The organism is Streptomyces filamentosus, assembly GCF_014654895.1.
GTDB classification, from domain to species: Bacteria; Actinomycetota; Actinomycetes; order Streptomycetales; family Streptomycetaceae; genus Streptomyces; species Streptomyces filamentosus.
Genome location: NZ_BNBE01000001.1, coordinates 2,051,436 through 2,070,973 on the forward strand (window position 1 = coordinate 2,051,436; position 19,538 = coordinate 2,070,973).

Annotated in this window: 14 protein-coding genes; 5 read left to right on the top strand and 9 right to left on the bottom strand. The window is 72.5% G+C overall.

Features of this window, described 5'->3' with window-relative positions:
• Positions 1–67 precede the first annotated feature (67 nt).
• The gene (locus tag IE326_RS09135) at positions 68–1,378 is read left to right on the top strand and encodes a M28 family metallopeptidase (RefSeq protein ID WP_190041246.1); all 1,311 of its coding nucleotides are present in this window, start codon (positions 68–70) and stop codon (positions 1,376–1,378) included.
• A 76-nt stretch (positions 1,379–1,454) separates the two neighbouring features.
• Here the strand turns inward: IE326_RS09135 and IE326_RS09140 are convergent, their stop codons facing one another.
• Positions 1,455–2,669, bottom strand: coding sequence for a LolA family protein (locus IE326_RS09140; RefSeq protein ID WP_190041247.1), 1,215 nt, complete (start codon positions 2,667–2,669; stop codon positions 1,455–1,457).
• 278 nt (positions 2,670–2,947) lie between these two features.
• On the bottom strand, positions 2,948–3,958 hold the full coding sequence (locus IE326_RS09145) for a polyprenyl synthetase family protein (RefSeq protein WP_150230596.1): 1,011 nt from the start codon (positions 3,956–3,958) through the stop codon (positions 2,948–2,950).
• A gap of 219 nt (positions 3,959–4,177) precedes the next feature.
• Here IE326_RS09145 and IE326_RS09150 point away from each other — a divergent pair, with 219 nt between their 5' ends.
• A complete protein-coding gene (locus IE326_RS09150) occupies positions 4,178–5,689 on the top strand; it encodes a peptide MFS transporter (protein ID WP_444545376.1) in 1,512 nt (503 codons plus the stop codon).
• Between the two features lie 76 nt (positions 5,690–5,765).
• Positions 5,766–7,766, top strand: coding sequence for a CocE/NonD family hydrolase (locus IE326_RS09155; protein ID WP_190041249.1), 2,001 nt, complete (start codon positions 5,766–5,768; stop codon positions 7,764–7,766).
• A gap of 31 nt (positions 7,767–7,797) precedes the next feature.
• Here IE326_RS09155 and IE326_RS09160 read toward each other — a convergent pair whose 3' ends face one another.
• Positions 7,798–9,162: a COG1361 family protein gene (locus IE326_RS09160; protein ID WP_190041250.1), complete on the bottom strand. Its 1,365-nt coding sequence runs from the start codon at positions 9,160–9,162 to the stop codon at positions 7,798–7,800.
• Between the two features lie 286 nt (positions 9,163–9,448).
• On the opposite strand from IE326_RS09160, the gene fahA reads away from it, so the two are divergent.
• The gene (gene fahA / locus IE326_RS09165) at positions 9,449–10,675 is read left to right on the top strand and encodes a fumarylacetoacetase (RefSeq protein ID WP_150230588.1); all 1,227 of its coding nucleotides are present in this window, start codon (positions 9,449–9,451) and stop codon (positions 10,673–10,675) included.
• Here fahA and IE326_RS09170 read toward each other — a convergent pair.
• The 3 genes from IE326_RS09170 to IE326_RS09180 all read right to left on the bottom strand — a co-directional run bounded on the left by IE326_RS09170 (position 10,672) and on the right by IE326_RS09180 (position 13,505).
• Positions 10,672–11,496 carry a dioxygenase family protein gene (locus tag IE326_RS09170; protein ID WP_150230586.1) on the bottom strand — a complete coding sequence of 275 codons (825 nt, stop codon included), beginning with the start codon at positions 11,494–11,496 and terminating at the stop codon, positions 10,672–10,674. The genes fahA and IE326_RS09170 overlap by 4 nt on opposite strands.
• A gap of 41 nt (positions 11,497–11,537) precedes the next feature.
• Positions 11,538–12,392 (bottom strand): helix-turn-helix domain-containing protein, encoded by an 855-nt coding sequence (locus IE326_RS09175; protein ID WP_308440305.1) that lies wholly within the window; start codon positions 12,390–12,392, stop codon positions 11,538–11,540.
• A gap of 156 nt (positions 12,393–12,548) precedes the next feature.
• Positions 12,549–13,505 (bottom strand): PH domain-containing protein, encoded by a 957-nt coding sequence (locus IE326_RS09180; protein WP_190041252.1) that lies wholly within the window; start codon positions 13,503–13,505, stop codon positions 12,549–12,551.
• Between the two features lie 273 nt (positions 13,506–13,778).
• Between IE326_RS09180 and IE326_RS09185 the strand changes: the two genes are divergently transcribed.
• Entirely contained in the window at positions 13,779–14,342 is a 564-nt protein-coding gene (locus tag IE326_RS09185; RefSeq protein WP_190041253.1) for a hypothetical protein, read from the top strand.
• A 57-nt stretch (positions 14,343–14,399) separates the two neighbouring features.
• Here IE326_RS09185 and nuoN read toward each other — a convergent pair whose 3' ends face one another.
• Genes nuoN through nuoL form a run of 3 tightly spaced genes read right to left on the bottom strand, consistent with a single transcriptional unit; the run spans position 14,400 to position 19,530 of the window.
• Positions 14,400–16,049, bottom strand: coding sequence for an NADH-quinone oxidoreductase subunit NuoN (gene nuoN / locus IE326_RS09190; RefSeq protein WP_150230580.1), 1,650 nt, complete (start codon positions 16,047–16,049; stop codon positions 14,400–14,402).
• On the bottom strand, positions 16,046–17,632 hold the full coding sequence (locus IE326_RS09195) for an NADH-quinone oxidoreductase subunit M (RefSeq protein WP_150230578.1): 1,587 nt from the start codon (positions 17,630–17,632) through the stop codon (positions 16,046–16,048). The genes nuoN and IE326_RS09195 overlap by 4 nt, the downstream gene beginning before the upstream one ends.
• Before the next feature lie 5 nt (positions 17,633–17,637).
• Positions 17,638–19,530 (bottom strand): NADH-quinone oxidoreductase subunit L, encoded by a 1,893-nt coding sequence (gene nuoL / locus IE326_RS09200; protein WP_190041254.1) that lies wholly within the window; start codon positions 19,528–19,530, stop codon positions 17,638–17,640.
• Positions 19,531–19,538 lie beyond the last annotated feature (8 nt).

The following is a 19,538-nucleotide window of genomic DNA, read 5'->3' on the forward strand; positions in this document are numbered from 1 at the left end:
GCCACCCACGGCGCGAGGCGTCTCGCACGTTCCGTCCCCATCCCCGTTCGGAATCCGGAGCCCCCACATGAAACTCTCCGCGAGACTCTCCGCCCTGGCCGGATCCTCGGCCCTCGTCCTCGGCGCGCTCGCCGGGGCCGCGCCGGCCAGTGCCGCGCCCTCCGGGGCGGTCGCCGTCCCGGACATCGCGGTGGCCAACGTGAAGCAGCACCTGGCGGACCTCCAGTCCATCGCCACCGCCAACGGCGGCAACCGCGCGCACGGCCGGGCCGGTTACAAGGCGTCGATCGACTTCGTGAAGGCCAAGCTGGACGCGGCCGGGTTCACCACGTCCCTCCAGCAGTTCACCTCCGGCGGCGCCACCGGCTACAACCTGATAGCCGACTGGCCGGGCGGCGACCCGAACCAGGTCATCATGGCCGGCTCGCACCTGGACTCGGTCACCTCCGGCCCCGGCATCAACGACAACGGGTCCGGCTCCGCCGCCGTCCTGGAGGCCGCGCTCACCGTGGCCCGCACCGGCTACCAGCCCACCAAGCACCTGCGCTTCGGCTGGTGGGGCGCGGAGGAGCTGGGCCTCATCGGGTCGAAGTACTACGTGAACAACCTGCCCACCACCGAGCGGGCGAAGGTCAAGGGCTACCTCAACTTCGACATGATCGGCTCGCCGAACCCGGGCTACTTCGTCTACGACGACGACCCCACGATCGAGCAGACCTTCAAGAGCTACTTCGCCGGGCTCGGCATCCCCACCGAGATCGAGACCGAGGGCGACGGCCGCTCCGACCACGCCCCGTTCAAGAACGTCGGCATACCCGTCGGCGGCCTCTTCACCGGCGCCGACTACATCAAGACGGCGGCCCAGGCGCAGAAGTGGGGCGGCACCTCCGGCCAGGCCTTCGACCGCTGCTACCACTCGTCGTGCGACACGACGGCGAACATCAACGACACGGCCCTGGACCGCAACAGCGACGCCGTCGCCCACGCGATCTGGACCCTGTCCGGGACCGGCACGACCCCGCCCACCGGCACGGTCTTCGAGAACACCGCCGACGTCACCATCCCGGACTCCCCCGGCGCCGCGGTCACCTCGACGGTCAACGTCACCGGCATCACCGGCAACGCGCCCAGCAACCTCTCCGTCGGCGTGAACATCGTCCACACCTACATCGGCGACCTGGTCGTCGACCTCGTCGCCCCCGACGGCACGGTCTACAACCTGCACAACCGCACCGGCGGCAGCGCCGACAACATCGTCCAGACCTACACCGTGAACGCCTCCTCCGAGGTCGCCAACGGTGCCTGGAAGCTCCGCGCCCAGGACAAGGCGGGCGCCGACACCGGCTACATCAGCAACTTCAAGCTGACCTTCCCGTAAGCCCGCGGGAACACGAAGACCACCCCGGGTGGGCCGGTGACTTCCTCCCGACCCACCCGGGGTACCAACGCACCCGTTACTTCGCGGAGTTCGCCGCGTCCACCAGCGCCTGCGGGGTGACCGCACCGACGTAGACCTTGCCGTCGTCCGTCATCAGCGCGTTGACGATCTTCGTCTTGAAGACCGTGCCGGAGCCGAACTTCCCGCTGACCCGGTCGCCGAGCGCGTCCATGAAGCCCTGGGCCTCCTTCGGGACGTCCTCCGTCTTCGGCGCCGGGGCGCCGGAGTCGAAGGCGGCGATGGTGGTCCAGCCCTCGCCGATGATCTCGGGGCCGTTCGCGTCGCCGCCGCCGAGGCCGAAGTCGCCGAACGCCTTCTCCAGCTCCTCCGGGGACTTGCCGAACTCCTTCTCCAGGTCCTCCGGCGCGTCCTTCCCCGCCTCGTCGCCCTCGGTGACCTTCGCGCCCTCCGGGACGGTGAAGGCGAACTCGGAGGCGGCCGGCCTGCCGAAGTCGACCTTGGTGAAGCCCGCGTCGACGACCGGCTTGCCGCCGCTCGTGGAGGCGAGGGTGAACTTCAGCGGGGTGCCGGTGGCCGCGTCGACCGCGATGGTGACCGACTCGACCGTGGAGCCCTGCTGCTTCGGGGCGACGACCAGGCGGTACGCGTCGCGGCCCGCGACGTTCGCCGTGCCGTCGACCGTGATCGAGGTGGTGTCGCCGGCGGCCTTCAGGACCTCGTCGGCGAGCGCCTTCGGGGAGGCCGGGAGCTCCTCGTCCGGAGCCGGGACGCCCTTCTCCGCACCCGCGCCCTTCTCGTGGAAGACCTGGTTCGACGCGGAGTCGTACGCCCACACCTCGTCCCCGTCGTGGACGAGGCTGTACTGCTCCGCGCCGTCGAGCAGCGTCAGCTTCTGCCGCTCCGGGCCGTCGACCGCGATCTTGAGGGTGTGGGTGCCGGAGACCAGCTTGGAGAGCTGCGCGGACGGGTCCGCCGAGCCCTCGCCGGAGCCGGAGTCCCCGCCGCCCGTGCCGCCCGCGAGCCCGCCGAGGAGCCCGTCGAGGGCCGGCAGGCCGAGGTCCGTGGAGACCTTGAAGGTGCCGGACAGGGTCTGGGTGTCCGAGGCGGCGATCTTCTCGATGAGCTGCTGGGCCGTGATCTCCGGCAGGTCCGGGTCGCCGGAGGCGGCGAGCGCCGGGACCAGGCCGATGGTCGCGGCGGCGATCCCGGCCACCGCGACCGGGACGACGTACCGGCTCGTCTTTCGCTGTCCTGCCCGCTGTGCTGCCATGGTCTGCGATCCCTCCGTGCCCCTGTGGACTCTTTCCCTTGCGATGTCTCCATCTCACCAGGGCGGCGCCGCGGAATCGTCAGCCCCCGGGATCAACCTCGCGTACCCCTCCGGGATGACGTCCCCTAGGGACGGTCATCCGGGCGGGACCGGGGGGCGGGACTCGGCGGGCGGGGCCCCGGGGGCGGGACTCCGGTGGCGGGACCCCGAGGGGCGGGGCCCCGGGAGGTCGGAGCCCCGGGAGGCCGGGGTCCCGGGGCACGCCTCCCGGGAAGGGCTCAGCCCGCGCGGTGGACCACCGCGTCGCACAGCTCCTGGAGCGCCGACTTCGCGTAGCCGTCGGGCAGCGGCGCCAGCATGGCCCTGGCCTCCTCCGCGTACCGCACGGTGTCCCGGCGGGCCTGCTCCAGGGCGGGGTGGGCGCGGAGCCGGCGGAGCGCCTCGGCGTGCCGGGCGTCGTCGGTGAGGTCGCTGTCGACGAGGGCGACGAGCTCCAGGTCCTCGGGGCGGCCGTGGGCGGCCGCGGCGGCCCGCAGGCGCAGGACGGGGAGGGTGGGGACGCCCTCGCGGAGGTCGGTGCCGGGGGTCTTGCCGGACTCGTGGCCCTCGGAGGCGATGTCGAGGACGTCGTCGGCGAGCTGGAAGGCGACGCCGAGCCGCTCCCCGTACTGGGTGAGGATGTCGACGACGGACTCGTCGGCGCCGGACATCATGGCGCCGAAGCGGCAGGAGACGGCGACGAGGGAGCCGGTCTTGCCGCCGAGGACGTCGAGGTAGTGGTCGACGGGGTCGCGGCCGTCCACGGGACCGGCGGTCTCCAGGATCTGGCCGGTGACGAGCCGCTCGAACGCCTCGGCCTGGATCCGAACGGCCTCGGGGCCGAGGTCCGCGAGGGTGTGCGAGGCGCGGGCGAAGAGGAAGTCACCCGTGAGGACGGCGAGGGAGTTGCCCCAGCGGCTGTTCGCGCTGGGCACGCCCCGGCGCACGGCCGCCTCGTCCATGACGTCGTCGTGGTAGAGCGTGGCCAGGTGGGTGAGCTCCACGACGACGGCCGAGGGCACCACCCCGGGCGAGTAGGGGTCGCCGAACTGGGCGGCGAGCATCACGAGCAGCGGGCGGAACCGCTTGCCGCCGGCGAGCACCAGGTGCTGGGCGGCCTCCGTGATGAAGGGGACATCGCTCTTGGTGGCGTCGAGGAGGCCGGCCTCGACGGCCGCCAACCCGGTCTGGACATCGGCCTCGAGAGCCTGGTCCCGCACGCTAAGCCCGAACGGCCCGACGACGGTCACGAGGGGGTCTCCTGTCTGCTGACGCCTGCGGACGAGCACACGCTTCCGGTGGGGATCACGAGTAACACGTGGTCACGCGGTTTGTCGATGTGTCGCTGGGATTCACTCAAGCCAGCGTATCCGGTCACGTTTCGATCACCGTGGGCGCCTTCCCGTCGCCCCCGGTATGTTCGTGATCAGCTGATACGACATGGAGTGGCCGTTTTGTCTCGAACAGAGATCGACAACGAAGAAAGCGACGACGGAGGACGCGGCGACGGCACGCAGCCGCCCCCCGAGGACGACCGCGCCTTCCTCGGTCATCCGCGCGGCCTCCTCGCCCTCTCCGGCCTGGAGGTCTGGGAGCGGTTCTCCTTCCTCGGCATGCAGGCGATCCTCGTCCTGTACTTCGCCGCCTCCGTCGCCGACGGCGGCCTCGGCATGGACCCCGGGAACGCCGCCTCCGTCTCCGCCGCCTACGGCACCCTCGTCTACCTCGTCTCGGTGGCCGGCGGCTGGCTCGCCGACCGGATCCTCGGCTCCTACCGGGCGGTCCTGTGGGGCGGCGTCCTCATCGCCTGCGGCCACTACTCCATGGCGGTGCCCACCGCCGCCATGACCTGGGTCGGCCTCGGCCTGATCAGCGCCGGCACCGGCCTGCTCAAGCCCAACGTGGCCACCATGGTCGGCAAGCTCTACCGCACCGACGACGAGCGCCGCGACGCCGGCTTCGCGCTCTACTACATGGCGATCAACATCGGCGCCTTCGCCGGCCCCCTGATCACCGGCTGGCTCGCCGACCACAAGGGCTACCACTGGGGCTTCTCGGCCGCCGCCATCGGCATGACCTTCGGCCTGGTCCAGTACGTGGCCGGCCGCCGCCACCTGGCCGGGAAGCGGCACGCCGCCGAGTTCCCGCTCGCCCCCGACGCCCTGCGCCGCGCCGTCCTGTACATGATCGCCGGGGTGGTCGCCGCCGCCGCGCTCGGCGGGATCCTCGCCGCCGCCGGCTGGCTCACCCTGGGCCGCTTCGTCGACCTGCTCACCCTGGTCTCGGTGATCGCCCCGGTCGTCTACTTCTGGGTGATGTTCGCCAGCCCCCGCGTCACCCCCGGGGAACGCGGCCGCCTGAAGCCGTACGCCGTGCTCTTCCTGGCCTCGGTGGCGTTCAACTTCATCCTCTTCCAGGCGTACTCCACGATGATGCTCCTGGCCCAGTCCAACGCCCGGACCACCATCCTCGGCTTCGACTTCCCGCCCAGCTGGTACGCCTCCGCCCTCGGCGCCTTCGAGGTCGCCCTGGCGCCCGTGGTGGCCGCCGTCTGGGCCCGGATGGGCCCCCGCCAGCCGCACGCCTCCAACAAGATCGCCCTCGGCGTGATCCTCGGCGGCCTGTCCTTCCTCCTCATGGTCCTGCCGACCTCGGGCCACGCCGACGACACGTACCGGATGGCCGCCTGGTGGATCGTGGGCTCCTACCTGCTCCTCGGCCTCGGCGACGTGCTCCTGGAGACCTCCGGCATGTCCGCCACCAGCAAGCTCGCCCCCAAGGCATTCTCCAGCCAGACCATGTCGCTCTGGTTCCTCTCCCTCGCCCTCGCCAACGGCATCCAGGCCCAGACCGTGAAGCTCTACGACGACGTCTCCAAGCCCGCCTACTTCGGCGTCAACGGCGCCGTCGCCGTCGCCGTCGGCCTCGCCGTGATGGCCCTGGCGCCCTGGCTGCGCCGCACCATGCACCCCGTCCGCTGAACCACCGGGCCGCCGGACCCCCGGCCCACCCGAGCCCGACCGCACCGCGCCCGCCGTCCACCGAGGTGACCGACCGATGACGAAGATCCGCACCGACTTCCCGTACGAGACCCGCCGCGAGGACGTCCGCATCCCGATGCCGGACGGCACCCTCCTGTACGCGCGGGTGTGGCGGCCGGTCACCGACGAGCCCGTCCCCGCCCTCCTGGAGTACCTGCCCTACCGGCTCACCGACTGGACCGCGCCCCGCGACCAGCAGCGCCACCCCTGGTACGCGGGCCACGGCTACGCCTCCGTACGGGTCGACGTCCGCGGCCACGGCAACAGCGGCGGCCTGCCCGGCGACGAGTACGACGCCACCGAGCTCGCCGACGGCGTCGCCGTCGTCCACTGGCTCGCCGAGCAGCCCTGGTGCACCGGCAGGGTCGGCATGTTCGGCATCTCCTGGGGCGGCTTCAACAGCCTCCAGATCGCCGCCCTCGCCCCCGAACCCCTCAAGGCGGTCGTCACCGTCTGCTCCACCGACGACCGCTACGACAACGACGTCCACTACATGGGCGGCTCCGTCCTCGGCGTCGACATGCACGCCTGGGCCGCCACCATGCTCGCCTTCGTCTGCCGCCCCCCGGACCCCCGGTACGCGGGCGAGGAGTGGCGCGAGCTGTGGACCCGCCGCCTGGAGGCCGTCGAACCCTTCGTCCACACCTGGCTCTCCCACCAGACCCGGGACGACTACTGGAAGCACGGCAGCGTCTGCGAGGACTACTCCGCGATCCGGGCCGCCGTGCTCGCCGTCGGCGGCTGGCACGACCCGTACCGCGACACCGTCCTCCGGCTGGCCGAACACCTCCCCCCGGACCGCGTCCGCGGCATCATCGGCCCCTGGTCCCACCAGTACCCCGACCGCGGCCTGCCCCCGGGACCCGCCATCGGCTTCCTCCAGGAGACCCTGCGCTGGTGGGACCACCACCTGAAGGACGCCGACGACGACGTCATGGCCGAGCCGCTGCTCCGCTCCTGGATCAGCGAGTCCCACCCCCCGGCCACCGTCTACGCGGAGCTGCCCGGCCGCTGGGTCGCCGACCCGTCCTGGCCGTCCCCGAACGTCACCCCCGTCACGTACGGCTTCGGCGGCGAGCCCGTCGTCGTCGACTCGCCCCAGCAGACCGGCATCGACGCCGGCCGCTTCTTCCCCTTCGGCAACGACGCCGACCTGCCGCCCGACCAGCGCGACGAGGACGCCCACTCGGCCTGCTTCGACTTCGCCGTCCCCGAGGACGGCGGCCCGATCGAGATCCTCGGCCGCCCCTCGGTGACCCTCCGGCTGACCGCGGGTGCGCCCACCGGCCAGGTCGTCGCCCGGCTCTGCGACGTCGCCCCCGACGGCTCCTCCACCCTCGTCACCCGCGGCGCCCTGAACCTCTCCGCCCGCCACGGCCGCGACCGGACCGTGCCCGCGCGGACCGGCGAGCCCGAGGAGTGCGCCTTCGAGCTGAACGGCATCGGGCACGCCTTCCCGCCCGGCCACCGCGTCCGGCTCGCCGTGTCCTCCGCGTACTGGCCGTGGATCTGGCCCCAGCCCGACGCCGCCGGCTTCACCCTGGATCCCGCCGGCTCCTCCCTCACCCTCCCGGTCCGCGCCCACACGGACGACGCGATCTCCTTCGGGGAACCCGAGCAGGCCCCGCCGCTCGCCGTGTCCCACCCCGCGCCCCTGGACGAGGCCCGGCCCGAACGGCTCGTCCTCCGCGACGTCGCCAAGGGCGAGTGGACCCTCCAGGTCGACCCGAAGTACGGCGGCACCCGCGTCTACCCGGACGGCCTGGAGTTCACCGAGGACGCCGTCGAGACGTACACGATCGCCGAGGACGACCCGCTGTCGGCCCGCACCCGCTCCGAGTGGCACGTCCGGCTCCACCGGCCCGAGCTCGCCTGGGACGTCCGCGTCGAGACCCGCTCCGAGATCACCTGCGACGCCGACGCCTTCCACACCTCCGACGAGGTGGTGTGCACCGAGGGCGGCGAGGTCGTCTTCCACCGCACCTGGGAAAAGCGGATCCCCCGCACGGCGGGCTGAGCCCGGGCCGTACGGGGGATCACGGTGAGGATCAGGCGTTCGCCCTGCGGCGGCGGGCGGTGAACAGCGCGACCGCGCCGAGCACCAGGGCCGCGCCGGCGGCGGCGCCGATCTTCGGCAGCGCGTCGTTCGAACCGGTCGCGGCGAGCTCACCGCCGGTGCGCACCGCGGTGGCCGACGAGCCGCCCTGCTGGGTGGTCTGCGTGTTGCCGCCGGTGGCGGTGGCCGTGGGCGCCGGGGTGGGCGTGGTGGTCGACGGGGACGGCTCCGCGGTCGGCTCCTCCGTGGGCTCCTCCGACGGCTCCTCCGTGGGCTCGACGACGTCGAACTCGGCCTTGGCGTACTGCTGGCTGATGCCGCAGCTGCCGTCCTCGTTCTCGTACTCCCCGGTGCTGAAGGTGATGCCCTTGCCCGCCGGGGCGTCCTCGTCGACCGTCAGGCGCAGCGTGACCTCGGCCTTGCCGCCCTTGGCGATGCGGCCCAGCTCGACGGCCTCGTCCTGGAAGTCCAGCTCGGTCCACTCCGGGTTGGCGGCGGACTTCCAGTCGATGGAGAAGTACCGCTCGAGGCCCGGGTCCTCCTCGTCGAGGATGTCGTCCCACGACTCCGGCAGGTGCGCGGCGAAGACGTAGGAGCGCACCGAGTCGAGGTCGCGGTCCGAGGTGTTGCGCACGGTGAGCGAGAAGTCGGCGCTGGAGCCGATCGTGATCGTCTTCGGGCCGGTGAGCGTGGAGCGGACGGAGTCGTCCTCGACGCAGGAGCCCTCGTTCTCGTACGCCTCCAGGGCGGCCTCGGCGTCGGCGAGCTCCTGCTCGGCGAGCACGATCTTGGGGTCGAGCAGGCTGATCCGGCGGGCCAGCGCCACCCGGGCGTCGCTGAAGGCCGTGTCGGCGGCGTCGTGGCGCAGCTTGGCGGCGGCCTCGGCGGCGACGGCCTCGTCGGCCTTCGCCTTCGCCTCGGCGACGGCCTGCTCGGCGGCGGCCTTGTCCTCGGCGGTGGCCTCGGGGTCGGCGTTCAGCGCGTCGAGCTCCGCCTGGGCCTCGGCGAGCGTGGTGGCGGCGGCCTCGCGGGCGGCCTTGGCCTCGTCGTACGCCAGCTTGGCGGCGGCGTACTCGGTCTTCACGGCCTCGCCGACGTTGCCGGCCCTGAGGTCCTCGACGAGCGCCGCGCGCTCCTCCTTGAGGGCCTCCAGCTTCTCCTCGGCCGCCACGACGGCCTCGATCAGCTTCTCGTACTCGGCGAAGTCGTCGTCCTCAGGGCCGTCCTTGACGTCCTGGGCCGACGCGTCGGTCCTCGGCTTCGGGGTCTCCGCGAAGGCGGGACCGGCGGAGAGGAACACGACCGGGGTCGTGACGGCGACCGCCACGGCGGTCGCGAGGGTGCGGCGAATCTTCACGTACGGACCTTTTCCTGGTCAGGGAAGAAAAAGTGGGGGTGGCGCGCGCCTGCGGACTCCTTCACGCGGTACGACGCCGCCCTGATCGTATGGCCCGGGAGGAGTCCGTGACAGGGGCGTTTTCCCAGCTCGGACGGGGAGTCGCCGGCGCCCGGCGAACAAACCGCGCACGTCCGGACAGTTGCCCCCTTAGGCCCCGCTTTCTCTGTGATCCATGTCATCCTCGCCCGGCGGCCCGACCCGTAACGTGTCCCTCACCCATCATGTGAAAGCGAGGCACGCACCGATGTCCGAGCACAGCCCGCTCGACCTGGCCGAGGGCGACCCCTTCGGCCCGCACAACCTCCCGTACGGCGCCTTCTCCACCGCCGACGAGCCCGGACGCCGCCGGCTCGGCGTCCGGATCGGCGGGTACGTGCTGGACGCGGGGGCCGCGGCGCACGCGCTCGGCTCCCCCTACGCCTCCCTGCTCGCGCAGCCGGACCTCGGCGCGCTGCTCGCCGCGGGCCGGACCGCCTGGCGGGACGTCCGCCGGGCGCTGACCGCCTGGGTGACGGTCCCGGCACACCGCGCCGAGATCGAGCCGCTGCTGCACCCGCTGGACGCGGTGACGCTGCACCTGCCGTACCAGGTCGCCGACTACGTGGACTTCTACGCGAGCGAGCACCACGCCACCAACGTGGGCCACATCTTCCGCCCCGACGGCGAGCCGCTGACGCCCAACTGGAAGCACCTGCCCATCGGTTACCACGGGCGCGCGGGCACCGTCGTGGTCTCCGGCACCGACGTCGTGCGCCCCTCGGGCCAGCGGAAGGCGCCCGCCGACGCGGCGCCGGTCTTCGGCCCGTCGGTGAAGCTGGACATCGAGGCGGAGGTCGGCTTCCTCGTCGGCACCCCGTCCGAGCGGGGCCGCCCGGTGCCGCTGTCCGCCTACCGCGACCACGTCTTCGGCCTGACGCTGCTGAACGACTGGTCGGCGCGGGACGTGCAGGCGTGGGAGTACGTGCCGCTGGGCCCCTTCCTCGGCAAGTCCTTCCAGACCTCGGTGTCGGCCTGGGTGACGCCGCTGGAGGCCCTGGACGCGGCCCGCACCGCGCCGCCCGCCCGGGACCTCCCCCTGCTGCCGTACCTGGACGACGCGGCGGAGGAGGAGCCCGGCGGCTACGACGTGCGGATCACCGTCGAGATCAACGGCGAGGTCGTCTCCGAGCCGCCGTTCTCCACCATGTACTGGACGGCCGCGCAGCAGCTCGCCCACATGACGGTCAACGGCGCCTCCCTGCGCACCGGCGACCTCTACGGCTCCGGCACGGTCTCCGGCCCCGAGGTGAACCAGCGCGGCTCGCTCCTGGAGCTCACCTGGAACGGCCGCGACCCGCTCGAACTGGCCGGTGGCAAGCGGACGTTCCTGGAGGACGGCGACGAGGTCGTCCTCACGGCGTGGGCACCCGGCCCGGACGGCACCCGCGTGGGGCTCGGCGACGTCCGGGGCCGGATCGTCCCCGCTTCCTAGCCCACCCGCCAGAGGGCGGGGACGTTCGGCGGCTCCCAGCCGGTGATGGAGGTGTGGGCCTGGAGGCACACGTAGCCCACGCCTCCGTAGGTGACCCGGGCCCCCGCGGCGTACGCCCGTCCGGCGGCCCAGGTGCCGCCGGGCGGGGCGGTCGTCGTGGTGGCGGTCGGCGTCGGGCCGGGGTTCTGCGGCACGTCGATGACGAAGTCGAAGGCCGCCTCGCGGGCCCCGCCCGCGTCCCGGACGGTCATGAGGAGCCGCGGGTCGAAGATCGTGTCGGTGTTGTTCCGGGGCTCGTTCGGGAAGTACAGCTGCGTGGTGAGGATCGGCCGGCCCGGCGCCTGCACCTTCACGTGGATGTGGCGGGTCCGGCCCGGGTAGAGGCCGGGGACGATCGTGGAGAGCTTGAACGAGCCGTCGGTGCCGGTGAACTGGTGCCCGCGGAAGGTGTACCCGGCGTTGTCGTAGGCGCCGTTCACATCGGCCTGCCAGAAGTCCAGGAGGACCCCGGAGACCGGCCGGCAGGCCCGCCCGAACACGTACCCGCTGACGGTCAGGCGCGTGCCGGGGCCGTCCACCATGGCGCTGCGGAGCGGTGAGTTGGGCTTGAAGTAGGGGCCCTCCATCTGCGGCAGGGTCAGGTCGTCGCCGTCGTCGCACTCCGGCGTGAGGTCGAGCGGCGTGCCGCCGTCGGTGAGCGTGCGGGCGAGCGCGGGGACGCCCATCAGGGCGATGGGCGCGGCCACGCCGGCCGCGACCGCGGCCCGCAGCACCGTCTTGCGGCTGACGTGCCCCGTGCTGGTGGTGCTCTCGCTGTCCATGTGCCTGGCTCCTCAGGTGGGGTCTGGGATCGGCAACGAACCTAGGCCGGGCGGGAGTTCGGAGCGATGGACGGAGCAGGGCGGTCGTGGTGTTTTCGGAAGTCGCCAGGGCTGCGCCCCACCTCCCGCCGGAAGAAGCGGCAGAAGTACGCCGGGTCCTCGAAGCCCACCCGGGCGGCGACCTGCCGCACCGACAGGTCCGTGGCGACGAGCAGCCGCTGCGCCTCCTGCACCCGGGCCTCGCGCAGCAGCGCGGCCGGGGTGCGGCCGGTGGCGCCCCGCACCACCTCGTTCAGGTGCCCGGCGGACACCCCGAGCCGCCCCGCGCACTCCCGCACGGACAGGCCCTCGGCGGCGGCGGGCCCGGCGATCCGCAGGAACTCCCCGGCGACGCCCCGCACGGCGGGCCGGATCCCGGTCCCGGGCACCCGGGCGGCCCGCACCAGCAGCACGTGCAGCAGCGACCGCAGCACCCCGGCGAAGCCGTCGTCCCCGCTGCGGTACTCCTCGGCGAGCTCCTCCATCAGCGCGGAGGTCCGCGCGTGCGCGTCCGCGCCGAGGTCCGCCCAGGGCCGCTCCCCGAGCCGCCGCAGCAGCTCCTCGTCCCCCGCCCCGCCCACCAGGAACTCCGGCGTGAACAGCACCAGCGATCCTTCGAGCCCGCGCACCCCCTCCCACCGGTGCACCTGCCCCGGCAGGATCACGCCCAGCTGCGGCGGCCGCACCTCGTACCGCTCGGTGTCGATGACGTGGGTCCCCGTCCCCTCCACGACGTGCACGATCTCGTAGAAGGTGTGCCGGTGCGGGTACGAGGCCCGCGACATCGGCCCCATCGCGTCGAACCCCCCGGCCGCGAACGGCACCTGGTCCGGCAGCCGCAGCTCCAGCCGGTGCACCGGCGGCTCCCCGTCCCGCGGCACGGCACAAGGCACCCCCGGTAAGACCGTGCTGCCCCGCATGGAACCACCCTCCCAACTGGTCCAGACCATGAGGAGTGTCCACGATCCCACGCGGACCGCGCCCTGTCAGGAGGCCCACCGGGGCCCCGGCCGCTACAGCTCCCGGAACACCGGCGTGCGGAGGAAGTGCCCCGCCCCCGCCCACTCGTGGACGCAGGCCGCCAGGACCGCCGGGTCCGAGGCGTCCGTCAGGTCCCAGCCGCGCAGCCCCCCGTACAGCGCCGCCCGTTCGCCCCCTTCGACGAGGACCTGGCCGAACCCCCGGTGGACGAAGCGCACGTCGATCCCGTCCCCCTCCAGCACGACGGCCCGCCGCGAGGGCCGGAGCGCCGACCGCCCGGAGTACCGGAACGGCACCCCGTCGAACTCCCCGTCGACGCCGCGCCCCAGGCTCCACCGCGACCCGTACCCGCCGGCGCAGATCCGGAAGAGCACCATCCGGGTCTCCCCGCGCAGGTCGAGGGTCCAGCGCTCCGCGCCGTTGGCGATCTCCTCGGGGTCCCTGCCGACGCCCGGCCCCCGCGTGAGCGTCACCTCGCCCCGCGGGGTGTCCGCCCGCGCGTACACCGCTTCGCGCGCCGCGTACCGGTTCCACTGGTCCCGCGTCACCAGCCGGTGCAGGGTGAGCCCGGCCGTCGTCGCCCCGGCCGCCCGCGCGTCCTCCCGCGCGAGCGCGGCCCGCCGCGTCATCGTCCCGGCCTGTTCCCGGACCCGTGCGTTGGGGCGTCCGCCCCACCCTTCGTACCCGGCCAGCATCAGCAGCGTCATCTCCGTGCCGCCGCGCGTCGTGACGACCGGCACGTTCGCGTTCCACAGCCGGCCGCCCAGGCTTCCGGTCTCGACGGAGGCGACCTCGCTCCACGGCAGGAAGTCCCGCCGGGCGACGCCCCGGTACCGCAGGCCCCGGCCGTCGACCCGGACCCCGGCGAAGGGGGCGGTCAGCACGACCCACCCGCCCGCCGCCAGCAAGATGCCGGACAGGAACCGGTCACCCGTCCCCATCCCGGCCAGTCCCACCAGGGCGGTCCCCAGCCCCAGGACAGAGATCATCCAGTTCCACGGACTCCTCAGGAACACGGAACGTTCCACAGAGCTCCCCCTCCCCCGCTCGCTCCGCCTCCGGCGGACCCGCGCCCCCCGGCACGTCGCGGGCGATCGTAACCGCCACCGGCGCGCGCTCACCCCCCGTAGCCACTCCCCTGGTCGAGTTCCGGGTGCGCGGCGGGGGCGGGCGTTCGATGCTCCTCGCGGCGGGCTTCGGGGAGGAGCCGCCTTCGCAGCGGCGTCGGGGGCGCCTTCCCCTTCCGAAGGAGCAGATCAGTGATGTCCGCACGTCCCCGGGCCCTCAGGGCCGCCCTCGCCCTCGCCGCTTCCGTCGCGCTGTCCCTGGGGGCCGCCGCGCCGGCCGTCTCGGCGGCGCCCCGGACGCCCGCCGCGGGGGGTGAGCACGGGTGGCCGCATCCTGACCTGGCCACGTCGTACGAGGCGACGAAGAAGTACCGGTCCGAGGAGAAGGCGGTCGCCGACGGGTTCGCGCGGACCGAGGTGTGCGTCGAGGACACCAGCGGCGCGAACCTCGGCGGGATGGGCTACCACTACGTGAATCCGGCCAACATCGGGTCGACCGATCCGGCGCGGCCGGCGGCCGTGATCTACGCGGAGGAGCACGGGAGCGGGAAGCGGAGGCTGGTCGCCCTGGAGTGGGTCGTGCCGGACGCCGGGCAGCCGGTGCCGCGGGCCTTCGGCCGGGACTTCGACGGGCCGGAACCGATCCCGGGGCTCGGGGAGGTGTACTCGCTGCACGCCTGGATCCACGAGGAGAACCCGGCGGGGGTGTTCGCGCCGTACAACCCGCGGGTGCACTGCGGGCCCTGCCCGGAGAAGTAGCGGCGGGCACGCGGAAGGGCCCGGCTCGCCCCCGAGCCGGGCCCCGTCCGTGGTGGTTCAGCGCGCGAAGACGCTCGCCTGGCTCGCCAGGTCCAGGAAGTACTGGGGGGCGAGGCCGAGGACGAGGGTGACGACCACGCCCGCCGTGATGGCGAGGGTGGTGAGCGCCGAGGGCACGGCGACCGTGGGGCCGTCCGCCTTCGGCTCGCTGAAGAACATCAGCACGATCACCCGGATGTAGAAGAAGGCCGCCACCGCCGAGGCGATGACGCCGACGACCACGAGCACGCCCGCCCCGCCCTCCGCCGCCGCCTTGAAGACCGCGAACTTGCCGGAGAAGCCGGAGGTCAGCGGGATGCCGGCGAAGGCCAGGAGGAAGACCGCGAAGACGGCCGCGACCAGCGGCGAACGGCGTCCCAGTCCGGCCCACTTGGAGAGGTGGGTGGCCTCGCCGCCCGCGTCCCGGACCAGCGTGACGACGGCGAAGGCGCCGATCGTCACGAAGGAGTAGGCGCCCAGGTAGAAGAGGACGGACGAGATGCCGCTCGGGGTGGCGGCGATGACGCCCGCGAGCAGGAAGCCCGCGTGCGCGATCGACGAGTAGGCGAGCAGCCGCTTGATGTCGGTCTGGGTGATGGCGACGACCGCGCCGCCCAGCATGGTGACGATGGCGACGCCCCACATGACCGGGCGCCAGTCCCAGGTGAGGCCCGGCAGCACCACGTACAGCAGGCGGAGCAGCGCGCCGAAGGCGGCGACCTTGGTGGCGGCGGCCATGAAGCCGGTCACCGGGGTCGGGGCGCCCTGGTAGACGTCGGGGGTCCACATGTGGAAGGGGACGGCGCCGACCTTGAAGAGCAGGCCCATGAGGAGCAGCGCGAAGCCGATGAGCAGCAGCGCGTCGTTGCCCATGGTGCCGGCGAGCGCCGGGTTGACGGTGGTGACGGAGCCGTCGACGACGCCCGCGATCGTGGCGTACGAGACGGAGCCCGCGTAGCCGTAGAGCAGGGCGATCCCGAAGAGCAGGAAGGCCGAGGAGAAGGCGCCGAGCAGGAAGTACTTGACGGCCGCCTCCTGCGAGAGGAGCCGCTTGCGGCGGGCGAGGGCGCAGAGCAGGTACAGCGGGAGGGAGAAGACCTCCAGCGCGATGAAGAGGGTCAGGAGGTCGTTGGCGGCCGGGAAGACCAGCATGCCGGCGATCGCGAAGAGCGCGAGCGGGAAGACCTCGGTGGTGGTGAAGCCCGCCTTGACGGCGGCCTTCTCGTGGTCGCCGCCGGGGACGGCGGCCGCCTCGGCGGCGAAGGAGTCGACCTTGTGGCCGTGGTCGGCCGGGTCGAGCCTGCGCTCGGCGAAGGTGAGGACGGCGACGACCGAGGCGAGCAGGATCGTGCCCTGGAGGAAGAGCGCGGGGCCGTCGACGGCGATGGCGCCCATGGCCGCGATGCGGGCCTTGGTGGTGCCGTAGCCGCCGGCCGCGAGGCCGACGACGGCGGCGAACGCGGCGGCGAGGGCCGCCACGGTGAGGAAGACCTGGCTGAAGTAGCGTCCCTTGCGGGGCACGAAGGCCTCGACGAGGACGCCGACGACGGCCGCGCCGACCACGATCAGGACCGGGGCGAGCTGGGTGTACTCGATCTTCGGCGCCGGGATCTTGTTCAGCGGCTCGGCGGCCGTCGTCCACAGGCTGTGGACAGCGAGGGCGTTCACTTGGCCGCCTCCACCTTCTGGACGGTGACTTCGGGCTGGGGGTCCGTCCGCTGCACGTCCGACATCGTGTGCCGGACGGCCGGGTTCACCACGTCCGTCAGCGGCTTCGGGAAGACGCCGAGGAAGAGCAGGACGGCGATGAGCGGGACGACCACGGCGAGCTCGCGCGGCCGCAGGTCGGGCATCGACCGCACCTCCTCCTTCACCGGGCCGGTCATCGTCCGCTGGTAGAGGACGAGGACGTACAGCGCGGCGAGGACGATGCCGGTGGTGGCGACGACGCCGGCCGCCGGGTAGCGGGCGAAGGTCCCGACCAGGACCAGGAACTCGCTGACGAACGGCGCGAGTCCGGGCAGCGACAGCGTCGCGAGGCCGCCGATCAGGAAGGTGCCGGCGAGGACCGGCGCGACCTTCTGCACGCCGCCGTAGTCGGCGATGAGCCGCGAGCCGCGCCGGGAGATCAGGAAGCCGGCGACGAGCATCAGGGCGGCGGTGGAGATGCCGTGGTTGACCATGTACAGCGTGGCGCCGGACTGGCCCTGGCTGGTCATCGCGAAGATGCCCAGGACGATGAAGCCGAAGTGGGAGATCGACGCGTAGGCGACCAGGCGCTTGATGTCCCGCTGGCCGACCGCGAGCAGCGCCCCGTACACGATGCTGATCAGGGCGAGGACGACGATCGCGGGGGTGGCCCACTTCGACGCCTCGGGGAAGAGCCCGAGGCAGAAGCGGAGCATCGCGAAGGTGCCGACCTTGTCGACCACCGCCGTGATGAGGACGGCGACCGGGGCGGTCGCCTCCCCCATCGCGTTCGGCAGCCAGGTGTGCAGCGGCCACAGCGGCGCCTTCACCGCGAAGGCGAAGAAGAAGCCGAGGAACAGCCACTTCTCCGTCGAGCCCGCCATCTCCAGCGAGCCGTTCGCCCGCGCCTCGGCGATCTCGGTGAGCGAGAAGTTCCCCGCGACCACGTAGAGGCCGATGACGGCGGCCAGCATGATCAGGCCGCCGACCAGGTTGTAGAGCAGGAATTTGACCGCCGCGTATGAGCGCTGCGCCGCCGCGTTCTCGTCGGTGCCGCCGTGCGCGCGGTCGCCGAAGCCGCCGATGAGGAAGTACATCGGGATGAGCATGGCTTCGAAGAGGATGTAGAAGAGGAAGACGTCGGTGGCCTCGAAGGAGAGGATCACCATCGCCTCGACCATGAGGATCAGGGCGAAGAAGCCCTGGGTGGGGCGCCACCGCTTGGACTGCGTCTCCAGCGGGTCGGCGTCGTGCCAGCCGGCCAGGACGATGAAGGGGATCAGCAGCGCGGTCAGCGCGATCAGCGCGACCCCGATGCCGTCGACGCCGAGCTCGTAGCGGACGCCGAAGTCCCTGATCCAGGAGTGGGACTCGACGAGCTGGTAGCGGTCGCCGCCCGGTTCGAAGCGGGCGAAGACGACCGCGGCGAGCACGAGCGTGGCCAGCGAGACGAGCAGCGCCAGCCATTTGGCGGCGGTGCGGCGCCCGGCGGGCACGGCGGCGGTGAGGATCGCACCGACCGCCGGTACCGCTGCCGTCGCCGTAAGGAGCGGGAAGGACATGACAGTTACACCGCCCTCATCAGCAGGGTCGCGGCGATGAGGACCGCCGTACCGCCGAACATGGAGACCGCGTACGAGCGGACGTAGCCGTTCTGGAGCTTGCGGAGCCGGCCGGAGAGGCCGCCGACGCTCGCCGCCGTGCCGTTGACCACGCCGTCCACGAGGGTGTGGTCGACGTAGACCAGCGAGCGGGTCAGGTGGGTGCCGCCGGTGACGAAGACCGCGTGGTTGAAGTCGTCCTGGAGCAGGTCGCGGCGGGCGGCCCGGGTGAGCAGCGAGCCGCGCGGCGCGACCACCGGGACGGGGCGGCGCCCGTACTGGAGGTAGGCGAGGCCGACGCCGATCACCATGACGGCGACGGTGGCGGCGGTGACGGCGGCGGCGCTGATCGGCGCGTGGCCGTGCTCGAAGCCGGTGACGGGCTCCAGCCACTCGACGAAGCCGGTGAACTCGAAGACGGCGCCTCCGGCGACCGAGCCGACGGCGAGCAGCACCATCGGGATCACCATCGACTTCGGCGACTCGTGCGGGTGCGGCGGGTTGCCGTCGGCGTCGTCCTGCCAGCGCTTCTCGCCGAAGAAGGTCATCAGCATCACGCGCGTCATGTAGTACGCGGTGATGGCGGCGCCCAGCAGGGTGACCGCGCCGAGGATCCAGCCCTCGGTGCCGCCCTTCGCGAAGGCCGCCTCGATGATCTTGTCCTTGGAGAAGAAGCCGGACAGGCCCGGGAAGCCGATGATGGCGAGGTAGCCGAGGCCGAAGGTGACGAAGGTGAGCGGCATGTACTTCCGCAGGCCGCCGTACTTGCGCATGTCGACCTCGTCGTTCATGCCGTGCATGACCGAACCGGCGCCGAGGAACAGCCCGGCCTTGAAGAAGCCGTGGGTCACCAGGTGCATGATCGCGAAGACGTAGCCGATCGGGCCGAGGCCCGCCGCCAGGATCATGTAGCCGATCTGCGACATCGTCGACCCGGCGAGGGCCTTCTTGATGTCGTCCTTCGCGCAACCGACGATCGCACCGAAGAGCAGCGTGACCGCGCCGACGATGGTGACGACGAGCTGCGCGTCCGGCGCCGCGTCGAAGATGTCGGCGGAGCGGACGATCAGGTACACGCCGGCGGTGACCATCGTGGCCGCGTGGATGAGGGCCGAGACCGGGGTCGGGCCCTCCATCGCGTCGCCGAGCCAGGACTGGAGCGGCACCTGCGCCGACTTGCCGCAGGCCGCCAGGAGCAGCATCAGGCCGATCGCCGTCAGCTTGCCCTCGGAGGTCTCCCCCGCCGAGGCGAGGACGGGACCGAAGGCGAAGGTGCCGAAGGTGGTGAACATCAGCATGATCGCGATCGACAGGCCGATGTCGCCGACCCGGTTGACCAGGAACGCCTTCTTCGCGGCGGTGGCCGCGCTGGGCTTGTGCTGCCAGAAGCCGATGAGGAGGTACGAGGCGAGGCCGACGCCCTCCCAGCCGAAGTACAGCAGCAGGTAGTTGTCCGCGAGGACCAGCAGCAGCATCGCCGCGACGAACAGGTTCAGGTAGCCGAAGAAGCGGCGGCGCCGCTCGTCGTGCTCCATGTACCCGATCGAGTACACGTGGATGAGCGTGCCCACGCCGGTGATCAGCAGGACGAAGGTCATCGACAGCTGGTCGAGCTGGAAGGCGATGTCCGCCTGGAAGCCCTCCACGGGGATCCAGGAGAACAGGTGCTGGTGCATCGCCCGGTCCTCGGCGTCCTTGCCGAGCATGTCGGCGAAGAGGGCCAGGCCGACGGCGAAGGAGACGGCCGCGAGGAGCGTGCCGAGCCAGTGCCCGGCCCGGTCGAGCCGGCGGCCGCCGCACAGCAGGACGGCCGCGCCGAGCAGGGGTGCCCCGATGAGGAGCGCAATGAGATTTTCCACGGTCAGCC

Bases quoted from the DNA above. Each gene is read 5' to 3' on its own strand.
- IE326_RS09135 (WP_190041246.1), top strand. From the start codon at position 68: ATGAAACTCTCCGCGAGACTCTCCGCCCTGGCCGGATCCTCGGCCCTC.
- IE326_RS09140 (WP_190041247.1), bottom strand. From the start codon at position 2,669: ATGGCAGCACAGCGGGCAGGACAGCGAAAGACGAGCCGGTACGTCGTC.
- IE326_RS09155 (WP_190041249.1), top strand. From the start codon at position 5,766: ATGACGAAGATCCGCACCGACTTCCCGTACGAGACCCGCCGCGAGGAC.
- fahA (WP_150230588.1), top strand. From the start codon at position 9,449: ATGTCCGAGCACAGCCCGCTCGACCTGGCCGAGGGCGACCCCTTCGGC.
- IE326_RS09170 (WP_150230586.1), bottom strand. From the start codon at position 11,496: ATGGACAGCGAGAGCACCACCAGCACGGGGCACGTCAGCCGCAAGACG.
- IE326_RS09180 (WP_190041252.1), bottom strand. From the start codon at position 13,505: ATGATCTCTGTCCTGGGGCTGGGGACCGCCCTGGTGGGACTGGCCGGG.
- IE326_RS09185 (WP_190041253.1), top strand. From the start codon at position 13,779: ATGTCCGCACGTCCCCGGGCCCTCAGGGCCGCCCTCGCCCTCGCCGCT.
- IE326_RS09195 (WP_150230578.1), bottom strand. From the start codon at position 17,632: ATGTCCTTCCCGCTCCTTACGGCGACGGCAGCGGTACCGGCGGTCGGT.